We start from the raw sequence: 15363 nt of genomic DNA on the forward strand, positions 1-15363 counted from the left end.
CGGAGCGGCCCTTCGCTAGGGCAGGACCTTGTCGATCGCCGAACGGCCCTCCTGGGCGAGCCTGCGCTCGGCCCATCGGAGGTTCTCCGGAGTCAGGTCCCGCCCGGAGGCGAGCACCAGGTCCTCCGGGGTCGGTTCATCGCTCCCACCCGTGTGCAAGAGGCTGTCGGGGGTCACTCCCCCGGCCAGGGATACGGATTCGGGCTCGTCGCTCATGCCGCCTCCTCGTCCTTTACGACATTCTCGCGCCGCGCCCGGTCCGGCGCATCCCATGCCCGGGCACCCCCTCCACCACCTCGCCCGACCCGCACAGGAAGCGTCACTTGACCTGCACATGATAGTTACACAGCGTTCACACCATGGTCACGGTGCGTGTGGAAGGCTCCCGCTGACCAACCCGCCACACGTCCGCCGCGGCGCCGTCCCACCTCGTGACCGGTGTCGCGGCGCCCGTCCTTCCGGAGAGGACACCCCCACATGTCCCGTCTTCACCTTCGCCGCCGACGCCCGCTGCTGGCGACCTTCGCCGCGTTCGCGGTGCTCGCCGGCACCGCGGCCGCCGCGCCCGCGGCCACCGCCCGGACCGCCCCCGCCGCCGCACCGCTCCAGAGCCTGGACGACACGTACTACCAGGACGCGATGGGCAAGTCCGGCACCGCGCTCAGGAACGCGCTGCACACGATCATCAGCAAGCAGACCAAGATCTCCTACAGCCAGGTCTGGGACGCGCTGAAGAACACGGACCAGGACCCCGCCAATTCCTCCAACGTGGTCCTCGTCTACTCCGGCCGCTCGATATCCAAGAACAGCAGCGGCGGCTCGGTCGGGCAGTGGAACCGCGAGCACGTCTGGGCCAAGTCCCACGGCAACTTCGGCACCGCCACCGGCCCCGGTACCGACATCCACCACCTGCGCCCGGAGGACGTCCAGGTCAACTCCATCCGCGGCAACAAGGACTTCGACAACGGCGGCAGCCCGGTCAGCGGGGCCCCGGGCAGCTACACCGACAGCGACTCCTTCGAGCCGCGCGACGCGGTCAAGGGCGACGTGGCCCGCATGATCCTCTACATGGCGGTGCGCTACGAGGGCGGCGACGGCTTCGCCGACCTCGAACCCAACGAGCGGGTGTCCAACGGCTCGGCCCCGTACTTGGGCCGCCTCTCCGTACTCAAGGCGTGGAGCCAGGAGGATCCGCCGGACGCCTTCGAGAAGCGGCGCAACGACGTCATATTCGACCAGTACCAGCACAACCGGAACCCGTTCATCGACCACCCCGAGTGGGTCGGGTCCATCTGGTAGGCGCCCGCCGGACGCGTGACCGCCGACGAGCCACCGGGCAGCCCGTCGGCGGCCGCGCCCCGTCCGCGGCCGGGGAGGCGACCGGTCCGCGCGCTCCCCGCACGGAGACGGCCGTTCGGCACGGGCGCGCGGGCGGCCGACGCTCACAGGCATGCGGGTGGCCGGGGCCGCTGGGAGACTGGGACGGTCCCCGACGGGCACGGGAGAAGCCCCGCGAAAGGCCCCGGGGGCGAATCCCCCGAGAGGAGTGAGCGCACCATGCCACGCGGATCGAACGCCAAACGGGAACGGCAGTACGAGCACATCAAGGAGAGCGCGCAGGAGCGCGGGGTCGGCGAGGAACGGGCGGAGGAGATCGCGGCCCGTACGGTCAACAAGGCACGCGCCCGCGCCGGCGAGTCGAGGACCGCGAGCCGGACGTCCATCGAGGACCTGTCGTCGTCCCGGCGCGGCGGTCTGCGCTCCCACAGCGGTGCGGCAGGCCCCACCCGCGACCAGCTCTACGAAGAGGCGAAGAAGAAGAACATCCACGGGCGTTCGAACATGACGAAGGACGAACTGGCCCGGGCTCTCGGTCGCTGAGCGCAGGTCGTCGGGGCCGGGCCGCGCGGCCCGGCCCCCTCGCGTCCGCCTCACCGGCACATGCGCGTCGTCAAGACGCGCGTGTCGACGGCGCATGCGCGTCGTGCGCGGACGCTCGTCGACGACCCCGGGCGCGTCAGCCGCCCCAGGTCCATTCGGCCACCTCGGGCAGGTCCACACCGTGCTCCCGGATCCAGGCGTGGTGACGGGTACGGGCGTCGGCCATCGCCTGGCGCACCGCCACGGCCCGCACGCCCAGGCCGGGCACCCGGTCGATCACGTCCATCACCAGCCGGTAGCGGTCCAGGTCGTTGCGGACCACCATGTCGAACGGTGTCGTGGTGGTGCCCTCCTCCTTGTAGCCCCGCACATGGAGATGCGCGTGACCGGCCCGCCGGTAGGCCAGCCGGTGGATGAGCCACGGGTAGCCGTGGTACGCGAAGATCACGGGGGTGTCCCGGGTGAACACCGCGTCGTACTCCGCGTCCGGCATGCCGTGCGGATGCGCGTCGCGGGGCAGCAGCCGTGCCATGTCGACCACGTTGACCACGCGTATGGCCAGTTCCGGCAGGTGACGCCGGAGCAGATCGGCGGCGGCCAGCGTCTCCAGGGTGGGGACGTCTCCGGCGCAGGCGAGCACCACGTCCGGTTCGCGGGAGCCGTCCTCGGTGCCCGCCCACTCCCAGACCCCGGCTCCCCGGGCACAGTGCGCGCGGGCCTGGTCCAGGGTGAGCCAGTCGTGGCTCGGCTGCTTGCCGGCCACGACCACGTTGACGTAGTCGCGGCTGCGCAGCACGTGGTCGGCGACGGAGAGCAACGTGTTGGTGTCCGGCGGCAGGTAGACCCGGACGACCTCGGGGCTCTTGTTGAGGACGTGGTCGACGAAGCCGGGGTCCTGGTGGGAGAACCCGTTGTGGTCCTGACGCCAGACGTGCGAGGTGAGCAGGTAGTTGAGGGAGGCGATGGGGCTGCGCCAGGTCAGCCTGCGGGCGGTCCTGAGCCATTTGATGTGCTGGTTGACCATCGAGTCGACGATGTGGGCGAACGCCTCGTAGCAGGAGAACAGCCCGTGCCGCCCGGTGAGGAGATACCCCTCCAGCCAGCCCTGGCACAGGTGCTCCGAGAGCACCTCCATGACGCGGCCGTCGTGCGCGAGGTGTTCGTCCGTCGGCAGGATGCGCTCCTGCCATGCCTTGCCGGTGGCTCCGTAGAGGGCGTCGAGCCGGTTCGAGGCCGTCTCGTCGGGGCCCACCACGCGGAAGTCGCGGCGGGCGGCGGTCGCGGCCATCACGGCCTCCAGGAGTCCGCCGAGCACCCGGGTCGGCTCGTGCAGCACGGTGCCGGGCTTGTCGACGGCGACGGCGTGCTCCTCCAGCGGCGGGAGGGGCAGCTCCCGCAGCAGCAGCCCGCCGTTGGCGTACGGGGTCGCTCCGAGGCGGGCGTCGCCGTCGGGCACGCAGTCGAGCACCTGCGGGGTGGGGCGGCCCGACGCGTCGAAAAGTTCTTCCGGCCGGTAGGAGCGCATCCACTCCTCCAGTTGCCGCAGATGGCCGGGGTTGTCCCGGACACCGGCGAGCGGCACCTGGTGGGAGCGCCAGGTGCCCTCGACGGGCACGCCGTCGACCTCGGCCGGGCCGGTCCAGCCCTTGGGGGTGCGCAGCACGATCATCGGCCAGTGGGGCCGTTCGGCGCAGGCGCCGGTGCGGGCGGCCTCCTGGATCTCCCGGATGCGGTCGACGGCCCGGTCCATGGCGGCGGCCATCGCCCGGTGGACGGTGAGCGGGTCGTCGCCGCCGACGTAGAGGGGGTCCTGCCCGTATCCGCGCAGCAGGGCGTCGAGCTCGGTCTCGGGGAGGCGGGCGAGGACCGTCGGGTTGGCGATCTTGTAGCCGTTGAGGTGGAGGACCGGGAGCACGGCTCCGTCGTGCACCGGGTCGAGGAACTTGTTGGAGTGCCAGGACGCGGCCAGCGGCCCGGTCTCGGCCTCGCCGTCCCCGACGACGCAGGTGACGAGAAGGTCCGGGTGGTCGAACGCGGCACCGTAGGCGTGGGTGAGGGCGTAGCCGAGTTCGCCGCCCTCGTGGATGGAGCCGGGGGTCTGCGGTGCCACGTGGCTGGGCACCCCGCCGGGGAAGGAGAACTGCTTGAACAGCCGCCCCATCCCGGGGGCGTCCCGGCCGATGTCGGGGTACCTCTCCGAATAGGTGCCCTCCAGCCAGGAGTTGGCGAGCACGGCCGGACCGCCGTGGCCGGGTCCCCAGACGCCCAGGCCCTGGACGCCGCGGGACTTGATCATCCGGTTGAGATGCGTGTGGACCAGGTTGAGTCCCGGCGAGGTGCCCCAGTGGCCGAGCAGACGCGGCTTGATGTGATCGCGGGTGAGCGGCTCGGTCAGGAGCGGATTGGCCATGAGGTAGATCTGGCCGACGGCCAGGTAGTTGGCGGCCCGCCAGTGTGCGTCGAGTGCGGCGATCTCCTCGTCGGAGGGTCCGGGTGTCGCTGCTGGGTGGGCGGCGTGACTCATCTGCTTCTCCTAAGCGCTGTCCGGTCGTCCCCCGGGCCCCGCGCGGGACAGAACACGGCACCGGATCACGGCTCCGGAGCGCGGCCTACGCACAAGCCCCGGCGGACTCCGGGCCGTACCAGACCGTGGTCGTGTTGCAGAACTCGCGGATGCCGTGACCGGCGAGCTCACGCCCGTAGCCGGAACGCTTCACCCCGCCGAAGGGCAGTGCGGGGTGGGACGCCGTCATGCCGTTGAAGTAGACGCCGCCCGCCTCCAGGTCGCGCACGCAGCGGCGGGCCTCGGCGGTGTCGCGGGTCCACACGTTGGAGCTGAGGCCGAAGGGGCTGTCGTTCGCGAGCGCCACGGCCTCGTCCAGCGACTCCACGCGGTAGAGCGTGGCGACGGGTCCGAAGGTCTCCTCGCGGTGGATGCGCATGGCGGGGGTGACGCCGGTGAGGACGGTGGGAGCGTAGAACCAGCCGTTCTCCAGCTCGGGGCCGAGTCCCTCGGGCCGGCCGCCGCCGCACAGCACTTCCGCGCCCTGCCGTACCGCGTCGTCCACCAGCTCCTCCAGGTCGGCGCGGCCCCGTTCGCTGGCCAGGGGACCGATGTCGGTGGACTCCCGCATCGGATCGCCGACCGTCAGGGCGCGCATGCCCGCGGTGAACCGCTCGGCGAACTCCTCGTAGGCCCCGGCGTGCACGATGAATCGCTTGGCCGCGATGCAGGACTGGCCGTTGTTCTGCGTCCGGGCGGTGACGGCGGTGCGTGCCGCCGCGGCGATGTCCGCCGACGGCAGGACGAGGTACGGGTCGCTGCCGCCCAGTTCCAGCACGGTGTGCTTCACCTCGTCGCCGGCGATCGACGCGACCGAGCGCCCGGCCGGTTCGCTGCCGGTGAGGGTGGCGGCGGCGACCCGGGGGTCGCGCAGGACCGACTCGACCGCGCCGGAACCCACGAGCAGCGTCTGGAAGCACCCTTCCGGGTATCCGGCCCGGCGGAACAGGCCCTCCAGGTACAGGGCCGTCTGCGGGACGTTGGACGCGTGCTTGAGCAGGCCGACGTTCCCGGCCATCAGCGCGGGAGCGGCGAACCGCACGACCTGCCAGAGCGGGAAGTTCCACGGCATCACGGCGAGCACGACGCCCAGCGGGCGGTGGCGGACGAAGGCCCTGGCGGCACCGGAGTCCGCCACGTCGGCCGGAGCGGGGTGCTCGTCCGCGAGGAGCTCCTCGGCGCGCAGCGCGTACCAACGCATCGCCTTGGCGCATTTGGCGGCCTCCGCACGGGCCGCCGCAAGGGGTTTGCCCATCTCGGTGGTCATGGTGCGCGCGATGTCCTGCTGGTCCTTGTCGAGGAGGTCGGCGGCCAGGCCGAGCAGTTGGGCCCGCTCCTCGAAATCGGTGGTGCGCCAGTGGCCGAACGCGGCGTGGGCGGTGGCGAGCCTCTGCTCGACCTCCGCCGCTCCCAGCGCCTCGAACGTTCGGAGCGTCCGGCCGTTCGCGGGGTTGACCGTCGCGATGGGCATGGCTCTGGTCTCCTTGCCTCGGTACTTCGACCGTGCCTCGCCATGCGCCGTACCGCAACGCGGGACCTTCCCGGACCGGCGCGGAGCCTGCGCGCCTGGGCGCGCCGTCCGCGCCGGGGCGCGTCCCGGCCGAGCCGATGGTACGGGTCCCGGGGCCGGCTCAGACGAGGGCGGGGGCGGCGTCGGCCGTCGTGGTGACGTCGGCGGGCGTGTCCACGACGGCGACCGGTGGGCGGCGGAACTCACGCCCTCCGGGCAGCGGCGCGGTCGGCATGGTCCCGGCGGTGCGCGGCTCCTTCGCGTACCGGGTGAACCACACGACCTTGCCCTCGTCGGTGCGACAGGTGCCCCAGCTGTCGCTGAGCGCCATGACCCGGCCGAGACCACCACCGCCGCCGTCGAGCAGCCGCGGCATCTCGGTGCTGCCGTCGGCGACGGAGACCGTGAGATGCCGCCCCGACCAGCGCAGTTCGACGGCGCATCGGTCGTGGTCGCCGACATGCCGGTGGACATTGGTGAGCAGTTCCTCCACGCCCCGGCACACCGGACGGACATGGAGTTCGAGACTCCAGTGGCGGAGGTGCGCGGCGACGATGCGCCGCACCTGTGATACACGCTCTGCCGAAACCTGGAATTCGACCAGATAGTGCCGGTCGATCTGAACGGTCATCGTCGAGGCTCCTCACATCGGGGCCCACTGACTTCGCCTCATCGAAACCAATGACCCCCCGAACACGAAGAGTGAGCTGATGTCACTTCTGGGTCACTCCACAGAGTGGCCCGTTGGAGCGGCCCGCGCAACACGGGGACGGCGCCCCGGCCGCGCGGCGGGGCCCTTCCGGATCAGAGCAGGTACGGCAGCAGCGTGTCCGGGGTGAGCGGCAGAGTCCGCAACCGGACACCGGTGGCGTGCCTGACCGCGTTGCCGACGGCCGCCGCCGCGCCCACGATGCCGATCTCGCCGATGCCCTTGCTGCCCATCGGGTTGAGGTGGGGGTCGTCCTCGTCGATCCACTGTGCCTCGATCCACGGCACGTCGGCGCTGACCGGCACGTGGTAGGAGGCCAGGTCGGTCTCGGTGAAGTCGCCGAAGACGGGGTCCAGGGCGCTCGCCTCGGTCAGGGCCATGCCGATGCCCATCGTCATTCCGCCGATGAACTGGGAGCGCGCGGTACGGGGGTTGAGGACGCGTCCGACGGCGAAGACGCCGAGCATCCGGCGCACCCGCGTCTCGCCGGTGCGCGAGTCGACGGCGACCTCCGCGAAGTGCGCGCCGAACGCCCGCCGTGCGTAGGGGGATTCCTCGGAGACGTCCCGCCCGGTGTCGGCGTGGGCCGTCAGCCCCCCGGGGGGAAGGGGGCCCGTGCGCTCGTGGAGCAGCCGCAGGAGGGCGGTGGACGCCTTGTGCACGGCCCAGCCCCACGAGGCGGTGCCCGAGGAGCCCCCGGCCAGGGAGGCGTCGGGCAGGTCGCTGCTGCCGATGTCGATCCGTACGTTCGTCACCGGGGTGCCGAGCGCGGCGGCCGCGATCTGCGCGAGCACGGTACGGGCTCCGGTTCCGATGTCGGTGGCGTTGACGCGGACGTGGTACGAGCCGTCGGGTGCCGCGTGCGCGGAGGCGGCGGAGGGCATGACGTACACGGGATAGGTGGCGGACGCCACGCCCGTGCCGATGAGCAGCGGCCCCTCCTCGCGGACGGCGGGACGCGGGTCGCGGTCGCGCCAGCCGAAGCGTGCGGCCCCTTCCTCCAGGCAGGCGGCGAGGCCGCGGCTGCTGAACGGACGCCCCGAGTCGGGCTCGTCCACCGGGTCGTTGCGCAGGCGGAGTTCGACCGGGTCCATGCCGAGGGCCGAGGCGAGTTCGTCCATGGCGGACTCCAGCGCGTACATGCCCGGCGCCTCGCCCGGAGCGCGCATCCAGGACGGGCTCGGCACGTCCAGGGCTGCGACGCGGTGGGTGGTGCGGCTGTGCCCGGATCCGTACATCACCCGGGTGGGAACGGCCGCCTGCTCCACGAACTCCTTGACGGTGGAGGTGTGGGTGACGACCTCGTGGACGATCGAGGTGAGGGTGCCGTCGTCCTCGGCGCCGAGCCGGACCCGCTGCACGGTGGGCGCGCGGTGGCCGACGACGGCGGCCAACTGGCGTCGGGGCAGGGCGACCTTGACGGGGTGTCCGGTGTGCCGCGCGGCCATCGCGGCCAGCACGGTCTGCGGGCGCGGGGTGCCCTTCGAGCCGAAGCCCCCGCCGACGTGCTCGGCGACCACGGTGATCTGCTGCGGGCGGAGCCCGAACGCGGCGGCGAGGCTGTCGCGGACCGCGGTGGAGCCCTGACTGGAGTCGTACACGGTCAGGTGGCCGTCGTCGGTCCATCGCGCGGTGGTGGCGTGCGGCTCCATGGGGTGGTTGTGCAGGGGGCCGACGGTGTAGGTGGCGTCGATCTGCACGGGCGCCGTGGCGAAGGCGCGTTCGGCGTCGCCGCGCTCCCGCACGGCGGGGTAACCGCCGTTGACGGTCTCGGGGGTGTAGAGGCCGGTGTGCTCGGCCGTCAGCAGGACGTCGTGCGGGGCGGTCGCGTAGGTGATCCGCAGCGCCTCGGCCCCGGCCCGGGCCTGTTCGAGCGTGTCGGCGACCACGAGCGCCACGTACCAGCCCCGGTGCGGGACCCGGTCGTCCTGGAGGACGGCGAGGATCGGGTCGTCCGGTTCCTTCAGCGCCGGGGCATTGTCGTGGGTGAGGACGGCGTGCACCCCGGGCAGGGCCAGCGCCTCCTCGGCGCCGACGGCGGCGACACGGCCGTGGGCGATCGTGGCCGGGACGGGCCACCCGTACAGACAGCCGGGCGGGGTGTGCTCGGCGGCGTAGCGGGCGGCGCCCGTGACCTTGTCCCTGCCCTCGCGGCGGACGACGGGGCTGCCCAGTGGGGACGGGGCCTGGCTCATGACGGGTCCTCACGTCTGCGGGTCGGTGTGTCGGCGTGACCTCGGTCGGTCAGCCGTCGGCGGCGAGTTCGCCCAGCGCGTCGACGGCCAGGCTGTGGGCGAGGCCCACCTTGAACGCGTTGTCGCGCAGGGGGCGGGCCCCGGCGAGTTCGGCGTCCGCGGCCCGGGCGAAGGTCTCCTCGGTGGCGGGCGCGCCGCGCAACACCCGTTCCGCGGTGCGGGCCCGCCAGGGCCGGTGGGCGAGGCCCCCGAAGGCCAGTGCCGCGTGGGCGATCCGTCCGTCGCGGACGCTCAGCACGGCGGCGACGGAGGCCAGGGCGAAGGCGAACGAGGCGCGGTCGCGGGCCTTGCGGTAGACGGAGCCCGCGCCGTCCGGTACGGGCGGCAGGATCACATGGGTGACGAGTTCACCCGCCCGGAGCTCGGTGTCCCGGTCCGGGGTGTCACCGGGCAGCCGGTGGAAGTCCGTGGCCGGCAGGACCCGTTCGCCCTCCGGCCCGTGCAGGAGGACGGTGGCGTCGAGGGCGGCCAGGGCGACGGCCATGTCGGACGGGTGGGTGGCGACGCAGTGCTCGGAGTGGCCGAGCACGGCGAGATCGCGGTGGGCGCCCTCACGGGCGGGGCAGCCGGTGCCCGGTTCCCGCTTGTTGCAGGGCTTGGAGACGTCCTGGAAGTACGGGCAGCGGGTGCGCTGGAGCAGGTTGCCACCGGTGGTGGCGGTGTTGCGGAGCTGCCCGGAGGCACCGGACAGCAGTGCCTGCGACAGGGCCGGGTAGCGGCCGCGCACGGCGGGGTGGGCGGCCAGGTCGCTGTTGCGCACGGTCGCGCCGATGCGCAGGCCGCCGTCGTCGGTGTCGGCCACCTCGGTCAGGGGCAGCCGGCTGATGTCGATGAGCAGGCGGGGGGTCTCCACCCCCAGCTTCATCAGGTCGACGAGGTTGGTTCCGCCGCCGAGGAATCCGGCGCCGGGGTGGGCGGCGTGCTCGCGGACCGCCTCGGCGGCGGTGCGGGCACGGAGGTAGGCGAACGGTCTCACGGCGCCACGTCCTCGATCGCCTCGACGATGTGGGGATAGGCGCCGCAGCGGCACAGGTTGCCGCTCATTCGTTCGCGGATCTCGGCCGCGTCCAGCGGGGCCGGAACGGCCAGGGCGGCGGTGCGCGCGGTGGCGTGGGACGGGAAGCCGTCCGCTGCCTCGCCGAGCATGCCGACGGCGGAGCAGATCTGGCCGGGTGTGCAGTAGCCGCACTGCAGGGCGTCCCGTTCCAGGAAGGCTTCCTGGAGGGGGTGGAGCCGTTCGCCGTCCGCGAGTCCCTCGACGGTGGTGACACGGGCGCCGTCCTGCGCCACGGCGAGCAGCAGGCAGCTGTTGGCGCGGCGGCCGTCGACGATGACGGTGCACGCCCCGCACTGTCCGTGGTCGCAGCCCTTCTTCGCGCCGGTGAGGCCGAGGTGCTCGCGCAGGGCGTCCAGGACCGTGGTGCGGTGATCGAGCGTCAGCGTCCGCTCCGTTCCGTTGACGTACAGCGTCAGGGTGGACCGGTCGACGGTCGCACCCGTCGCTCCCGGCTGCCCCGCGCCGCCGTCCCGCCCGTGTGAGGGATCCACGCGCCCGCACCTTTCAGAGGTGACCTTTTGCCCGTTTTATAGCAGATGGAGTGACGCTTCCCGACTCATTGCTCCGTAGCGGGCCCCGTCCGGCCGCTCTAGTGCTGTGACCGGGAAGGTTTGCCGGGTGGCTCGCGGCGTCCGGTGCGGTGCATCGCAAGGCGGAGCATCGTCCGCGTACTGGACGTACGCGGGTGATGCGACAACGCCGCGAGGTGCCGTGCCGGGCGTCGCGAGCCGGTGAACCTTCCCGGTCACAGCACTAGCGGGCTCCCCCGCCCGCCGCGCGGCCGCCCCGGTTCTCCAGACGGAGGCGCACTTCCTCCTCCTGGTCCCCGGAGACGGTTCCGACGACCCGTACGTCGAAGGCGTGCGCCAGGCTCCGCCGGAGCCGCTCGACCGCCCAGTAGCCGCCCTGCACGTCGAGCGAGACGGGCGCGCCGAGCGGCGCCGGTCCCGAGACCACCCGTTCCTCGGTGACGTCGACGGTCGCGGTCCACGCGGTGGGGCGCTTCTCCGCGAGCTTCCTCGGCACGTCGACGGAGGCCCTGTCGGTGGTGAAGGCGGCCCGCAGCGCGTCGAAGACCATCCGCGCGTCGCCGGTGTCGCAGCCACTGATGACAACCGAGACGTCCCGGCCGTGCAGGCCCTCGTCGGCCCGCTCCTCGATGGTGTTCACCGTGGTTTCCTCCGCTCCGCGTGCTGCGCGGGCCCGCACCGGGGCCCGAGGACTGGGATCCTCTCCAGGCTCACCCCGCGGCCGGACGACGGCGACACGAGCGGGCCGCCGGGCGCGGACGCCGGCCGGGGCGACCCCGCGCCGGCCACCCGGCCTTCCGGCCTTCCGGCCGCCACCTCGGAACCGAAACTCTTTTAAGGTTTATATCCACTTAAAACATGAATTCATCGCCATGACCGACTGGCACTCGTTCCTCGGGGTATCGGGGAGGCATGGACGTATCGAACGGAGACATCGGCTCACTGGCCCTCCTCCTCGCCGACGGGCGGGGCGCCACCGGGTCGGTGATGGGCATCATCGGCATCGCGCTGGTGGGTGTGCTGATCGGCGCGGTCTGGCTGGGCAGGAGGCGCCGGCTCCAGGAGCTTCCGCCGCCCCGGCCCGAGGAGCAGCCGCCGCGGCCCGACCACCGCGCCCACATCGAGCAGCGCGATGTCCACGGCGACGACAGCTTCCCGCCCGGCGGCAGGGGGCTGTCCCCCTACGAGCTCGGGGACCACGGGAACGAGACCATCCGGCGCGACACCGACGAACGACGCGACTGACACGCGCCCCGCCCCGTCCGACGCCCCGCCGGACGCCGTGCGGGACGCGGTGTGCTCGGCCGTCGCGTGTTGCGGGAGCGACCGGCCGCGGAGAGGCTGAGGTGGCCCCCGAGGGCCGGCGCGCACGCGCCGCCCGAACGACCGATGAAGGCAGTGGGACCATGACCGCAAGCCGTCCCGGGGCGGTGTCGATGCCGGCGCCGCTGACCGGGTCCGCAGCGCCCTGCTGGGTCAATCTCATGACCCGCGACCTGGAATCGGCGCAGCGCTTCTACTCCGCCGTGCTGGACTGGTCCTTCCGGCCGGGCCGGCTGGGGCAGGAGTTCTCCGTCGCGCGCCGGGGGGACGTACCGGTCGCCGGCATCGGCGCGGTGGCGACCGCCTACCGCGTGGCGGTGGCCTGGACCCCCTATTTCGCCGTTCCCGACGCCGACGCGGCGGCGGCGCGCATCCGTGAGCGCAGCGGCACGGTCGCGGTGGGGCCGCTCGCCTTCGGAAAGGGACGCGGCGCGCTGGCGGCGGACCGCGACGGCGCGGTGTTCGGCATCTGGGAGCGCACGGAGCCCGCGACCTCGCCGGCCGCCCCGGACGGCCATTCGCACGCCTGGCTGAGCCTGCACACCAGGAACGCCTTCGACGCGGCGATCTTCTACGGCGAGGTGCTCGACTGGGCCAGCGGACGCCCCGGGGGCTGCGAGGTGTCGTACGAGAAGGAGGAGGTCGTCGTCGACTGCGCCGGGCGCCGGCTGGCCCGGATCAGCTCGGGCGCGGTGGAGGCCGCCCCCGATCCACTGGTCCGCCCGCACTGGCAGGTCCACTTCCCCGTAGCCGACGTGGGGGCGGCGGTCGAGGCGGCACGGCGGCACGGCGGGAGCCTGGTCGAGCGGCGCCCTCCGGGGCAGGGCGGCGAGGCGGTCCTGCTGGACCCGGACGGCGGCCTCTTCACGGTCACCGACGCCCGGGGCCCCGCCGCGTGACGACCGGGTTGCTCCGTCCAGCGGTCATCTCTCCTGCTCGGACGCGGAGCGGGCGAGCAACCGGACCGGGACGACGAGCCAGCAGATCAGGAACCACAACGCCATCGCGCCGACCAGCCACAGCGCGACCGCGTCGTGCAGAGCCACCCTCAGGACGAGCAGCAGCGCGGAGCACATCGTGCAGAACAGCAGGCCCAGCCCGAGCACGGTCAGCCGGGCCGCCAGGGTGACCGTCTGCGGCTTGAGCCGTCGCCCCGTGAGCATGCGGTGGTACGACACGGGCCCGATCAGGGCGGCCGCGGTGGCGGATCCCAGCATCACCGTGACCACGTAGATGGTGCGGTCGGCGGCCGACAGCTCCGCGAAACGCGGCTGGAAGACGACGGCGAGCAGCAGGCCGAACAGGATCTGTACACCGGTCTGGGCGACCCGCAGCTCCTGGAGCAGTTCGGACCATTGCCGGTCCGCCCGCTCGTCGGGCGTCTCGTGGCGCCCCGTGCCGGGGCCCCCGCCGGCGGGAGGTGGAGTCGAGGTCACCGTGGAGCACCGTCCGGATGCGTGGAGTACGTGGACCCCACCTTAGGTCTTTCCGCCAAGATCCCGGTGGAGCCTCGACGGCCGGACAGCCCTGACGACCTGGGGAGCAAGAGGAAGCGGGCTTCCCATTGCTCCCCAGGTCGTTAGACTTTCGCACACGGCATCGCGCGTCGGTCACCGGCCGGGTGAGGCGTGGAGGTGCCCGTGAGATGCCCGTTGGAGGCATTCCACAGTGTCTGTCGAGTTGAATCACACCATCGTCCACGCCCGGGACAACCGCGAGTCCGCCGAGTTCCTGGCGGACATACTGGGCCTTGAAGTCGGCGAGGAATGGGGCCCGTTCATCCCGCTCGCCACCGCGAACGGGGTCACCCTGGACTTCGCGACCATCCCCGAGGAATCGATCACCATGCAGCACTACGCCTTCCTCGTCTCGGAGGCGGAGTTCGACACGGCGTACGCCCGCATCAAGGAGCTCGGGCTCACCTACTACGCCGATCCGCACCGGGAACGTCCGGGCGAGATCAACCACAACGACGGCGGCCGGGGCGTCTACTTCCTCGACCCCTCCGGTCACGCGATGGAGCTCATCACGCGCCCGTACGGTGGCTTCCCCTCGTAACGTCCGCCACGCCTCCCCCTCGTGAGACGCACACGGTGCGCGACACGCGCGGGGCGGATACGCGACGAGTGCCACGACCGGCAGTGGGAGCCCGGAAGGCGCGTTGTCCGGTGCGTACGATCGCAAGGCGGCCGGAAGCCCTCGGACGGGGCCCCTGCTCGAACGAAGCTGAGAGCCCGGGGAAGCGCCGGGCGACACGACGGGGTAAACGTTGCCAGGAGTGGCACTGGAGCCCGGTCGGGGGTCACGTGTCTCCGGCCGGGCCTTTGCGCGTCGGCGACGGCCGACGCCGCGTGCCGCGCCCGGGGAGGGCGCCCTCCCCGAGGATCAGGCGACCGGCAGCAGCAGTTCGGGCCGGTCCCACATCACGGCGGGCGGAGCCGCCGCGCGGGTGCCGGTCCGCCGGGCGCCCATGCTCCGGTAGAAGCCCTCGGCCGGCGGGTGCGAGACGACGTGGATGCCGGTCAGGCCCGTGCACCGCGCCTCCTCGCGCAGATGCCCGATGAGCAGCCGCCCGATACCGAGCCCCTGGGCCTCGTCGGCGACGAACAGGAGGTCGAGCTCCGGCGGGTCGAGGACCAGCGCGTAGAAGCCGAGGACCCGGTCGTCGGCGTCGACGGCCGCGAAGACGCGGTGGTTCTCGATGTAATCGGCCCCGACCCGGTATCCGGCGACCATGGCGGCGTAGGGCCCCTCGTAGGCGCGGGAGGTCCTCACTATTCGGGTGAGCCGCCGGGCGTCCCGCGCGGTCGCGCGCCTGACGCGCACACCTTCCCGCGTTCCGCCATGCGGACGCGTAATACCTGAATTCATATGTAGATCATTACATACCGGTTCGCGCCCATGCGCACCCGTCCCCTCCGCCGTCGCCGCGCCCCGCCCTGCGCACGGACGACGGGCTCAGGAAGAACGGTGCGCCGCGCGCCACTCCTCGACCATGGCCTCGACGTCGAACGGTTCGAGTTCGAGCAGGGGCCCGGGCGGCGGCCTGCGGACGGCCGCCCGGATCTTCTCGTCGACCTCGGTCAGCAGGCGTCGCACCTCTGCCTCCGTCCGCGCCCGGGAGACGGCTTCCCGCACGTCCTCCGCCTCCTTGCGCAGCGCCAGCGCGGGCGGGAGCACCGACACCCCCTCCCGCCGCAGCTTCCGCTTGATCCACCAGTCCTCGTCGTAGGGAGCCGCGAGGCCGTCGATCGGCCTCCCGAATCCCGGCAACCGCGAGATGTCGTCGCGCTGTTCGGATTCGCGGATCTGCCTGTCGACCCAGGACTCGAAGCTCACGCCCGGGGGCTTGCGTTCGGTCAAGGCGACCCCTTCCGGAGGCGATGCGGTCCGGCACCTCTCACGATACCCACGGCACCGGCGCACCTCCGCCGGAGACCTCGAGACCCGGCCCGCCCTCGTTCGGATGGACGTGCGGATGGGTCAGGTCGCCCGAGCGCAGGGGCACCAGGTGCCCGTAGGCGCGAGGCAGGAC

16 protein-coding genes are annotated in these 15363 nt (G+C 72.6%); 5 read left to right on the top strand and 11 right to left on the bottom strand.

Annotated elements, in window-relative coordinates; all coding sequences use genetic code 11:
- Nucleotides 1-15: 15 nt before the first annotated feature.
- A complete protein-coding gene (locus ACFYXM_RS22950; RefSeq protein ID WP_389291877.1) occupies nucleotides 16-216 on the bottom strand; it encodes a hypothetical protein in 201 nt (66 codons plus the stop codon).
- 261 nt (nucleotides 217-477) lie between these two features.
- Here ACFYXM_RS22950 and ACFYXM_RS22955 point away from each other — a divergent pair, with 261 nt between their 5' ends.
- Both ACFYXM_RS22955 and ACFYXM_RS22960 read left to right on the top strand, forming a co-directional pair.
- Nucleotides 478-1299: an endonuclease I family protein gene (locus ACFYXM_RS22955; RefSeq protein ID WP_389291879.1), complete on the top strand. Its 822-nt coding sequence runs from the start codon at nucleotides 478-480 to the stop codon at nucleotides 1297-1299.
- A gap of 258 nt (nucleotides 1300-1557) precedes the next feature.
- The gene (locus ACFYXM_RS22960; RefSeq protein WP_389291881.1) at nucleotides 1558-1881 is read left to right on the top strand and encodes a plasmid stabilization protein; all 324 of its coding nucleotides are present in this window, start codon (nucleotides 1558-1560) and stop codon (nucleotides 1879-1881) included.
- Nucleotides 1882-2017: 136 nt separating this feature from the next.
- Here the strand turns inward: ACFYXM_RS22960 and ACFYXM_RS22965 are convergent, their stop codons facing one another.
- The 7 genes from ACFYXM_RS22965 to ACFYXM_RS22995 form a co-directional block, all read right to left on the bottom strand.
- Nucleotides 2018-4405 carry a phosphoketolase gene (locus tag ACFYXM_RS22965; RefSeq protein WP_389291882.1) on the bottom strand — a complete coding sequence of 796 codons (2388 nt, stop codon included), beginning with the start codon at nucleotides 4403-4405 and terminating at the stop codon, nucleotides 2018-2020.
- Nucleotides 4406-4490: 85 nt separating this feature from the next.
- Complete coding sequence (locus tag ACFYXM_RS22970; RefSeq protein ID WP_389291884.1) at nucleotides 4491-5915, bottom strand: NADP-dependent succinic semialdehyde dehydrogenase; 1425 nt, start codon at nucleotides 5913-5915, stop codon at nucleotides 4491-4493.
- Nucleotides 5916-6075: 160 nt separating this feature from the next.
- Nucleotides 6076-6585: an ATP-binding protein gene (locus ACFYXM_RS22975; protein ID WP_389291886.1), complete on the bottom strand. Its 510-nt coding sequence runs from the start codon at nucleotides 6583-6585 to the stop codon at nucleotides 6076-6078.
- 173 nt (nucleotides 6586-6758) lie between these two features.
- Nucleotides 6759-8858 carry a xanthine dehydrogenase family protein molybdopterin-binding subunit gene (locus ACFYXM_RS22980; protein WP_389291888.1) on the bottom strand — a complete coding sequence of 700 codons (2100 nt, stop codon included), beginning with the start codon at nucleotides 8856-8858 and terminating at the stop codon, nucleotides 6759-6761.
- 49 nt (nucleotides 8859-8907) lie between these two features.
- A complete protein-coding gene (locus tag ACFYXM_RS22985) occupies nucleotides 8908-9894 on the bottom strand; it encodes an FAD binding domain-containing protein (protein ID WP_389291890.1) in 987 nt (328 codons plus the stop codon).
- A complete protein-coding gene (locus ACFYXM_RS22990) occupies nucleotides 9891-10466 on the bottom strand; it encodes a 2Fe-2S iron-sulfur cluster-binding protein (protein ID WP_389291891.1) in 576 nt (191 codons plus the stop codon). The genes ACFYXM_RS22985 and ACFYXM_RS22990 overlap by 4 nt, the downstream gene beginning before the upstream one ends.
- 262 nt (nucleotides 10467-10728) lie before the next feature.
- Nucleotides 10729-11145 (bottom strand): hypothetical protein, encoded by a 417-nt coding sequence (locus tag ACFYXM_RS22995; protein WP_389291893.1) that lies wholly within the window; start codon nucleotides 11143-11145, stop codon nucleotides 10729-10731.
- Nucleotides 11146-11417: 272 nt separating this feature from the next.
- Between ACFYXM_RS22995 and ACFYXM_RS23000 the strand changes: the two genes are divergently transcribed.
- Both ACFYXM_RS23000 and ACFYXM_RS23005 read left to right on the top strand, forming a co-directional pair.
- Nucleotides 11418-11750: a DUF6479 family protein gene (locus ACFYXM_RS23000; protein WP_389291895.1), complete on the top strand. Its 333-nt coding sequence runs from the start codon at nucleotides 11418-11420 to the stop codon at nucleotides 11748-11750.
- A gap of 161 nt (nucleotides 11751-11911) precedes the next feature.
- Nucleotides 11912-12727, top strand: coding sequence for a VOC family protein (locus ACFYXM_RS23005; RefSeq protein ID WP_389291897.1), 816 nt, complete (start codon nucleotides 11912-11914; stop codon nucleotides 12725-12727).
- Between the two features lie 24 nt (nucleotides 12728-12751).
- Here the strand turns inward: ACFYXM_RS23005 and ACFYXM_RS23010 are convergent, their stop codons facing one another.
- Entirely contained in the window at nucleotides 12752-13264 is a 513-nt protein-coding gene (locus ACFYXM_RS23010; protein WP_389291899.1) for a DUF6328 family protein, read from the bottom strand.
- Between the two features lie 232 nt (nucleotides 13265-13496).
- Between ACFYXM_RS23010 and ACFYXM_RS23015 the strand changes: the two genes are divergently transcribed.
- Nucleotides 13497-13886, top strand: coding sequence for a VOC family protein (locus tag ACFYXM_RS23015; protein WP_389291901.1), 390 nt, complete (start codon nucleotides 13497-13499; stop codon nucleotides 13884-13886).
- A 327-nt stretch (nucleotides 13887-14213) separates the two neighbouring features.
- Here ACFYXM_RS23015 and ACFYXM_RS23020 read toward each other — a convergent pair whose 3' ends face one another.
- Together ACFYXM_RS23020 and ACFYXM_RS23025 are read right to left on the bottom strand one after the other, a co-directional pair.
- Nucleotides 14214-14699, bottom strand: a complete 486-nt coding sequence (locus ACFYXM_RS23020) for a GNAT family N-acetyltransferase (protein ID WP_389291903.1) — start codon at nucleotides 14697-14699, stop codon at nucleotides 14214-14216.
- A gap of 87 nt (nucleotides 14700-14786) precedes the next feature.
- Nucleotides 14787-15191 (bottom strand): DUF1992 domain-containing protein, encoded by a 405-nt coding sequence (locus ACFYXM_RS23025; RefSeq protein ID WP_389291905.1) that lies wholly within the window; start codon nucleotides 15189-15191, stop codon nucleotides 14787-14789.
- Between the last annotated feature and the right edge of the window lie 172 nt (nucleotides 15192-15363).

It is taken from the genome of Streptomyces sp. NPDC002476, from assembly GCF_042889785.1.
GTDB lineage: Bacteria > Actinomycetota > Actinomycetes > Streptomycetales > Streptomycetaceae > Streptomyces.

Coding starts and splice junctions, on each gene's coding strand:
- ACFYXM_RS22950 (WP_389291877.1), bottom strand. CDS start 216: ATGAGCGACGAGCCCGAATCCGTATCCCTGGCCGGGGGAGTGACCCCC.
- ACFYXM_RS22955 (WP_389291879.1), top strand. CDS start 478: ATGTCCCGTCTTCACCTTCGCCGCCGACGCCCGCTGCTGGCGACCTTC.
- ACFYXM_RS22960 (WP_389291881.1), top strand. CDS start 1,558: ATGCCACGCGGATCGAACGCCAAACGGGAACGGCAGTACGAGCACATC.
- ACFYXM_RS22965 (WP_389291882.1), bottom strand. CDS start 4,405: ATGAGTCACGCCGCCCACCCAGCAGCGACACCCGGACCCTCCGACGAG.
- ACFYXM_RS22970 (WP_389291884.1), bottom strand. CDS start 5,915: ATGCCCATCGCGACGGTCAACCCCGCGAACGGCCGGACGCTCCGAACG.
- ACFYXM_RS22975 (WP_389291886.1), bottom strand. CDS start 6,585: ATGACCGTTCAGATCGACCGGCACTATCTGGTCGAATTCCAGGTTTCG.
- ACFYXM_RS22980 (WP_389291888.1), bottom strand. CDS start 8,858: ATGAGCCAGGCCCCGTCCCCACTGGGCAGCCCCGTCGTCCGCCGCGAG.
- ACFYXM_RS23000 (WP_389291895.1), top strand. CDS start 11,418: ATGGACGTATCGAACGGAGACATCGGCTCACTGGCCCTCCTCCTCGCC.
- ACFYXM_RS23005 (WP_389291897.1), top strand. CDS start 11,912: ATGACCGCAAGCCGTCCCGGGGCGGTGTCGATGCCGGCGCCGCTGACC.
- ACFYXM_RS23020 (WP_389291903.1), bottom strand. CDS start 14,699: ATGAATTCAGGTATTACGCGTCCGCATGGCGGAACGCGGGAAGGTGTG.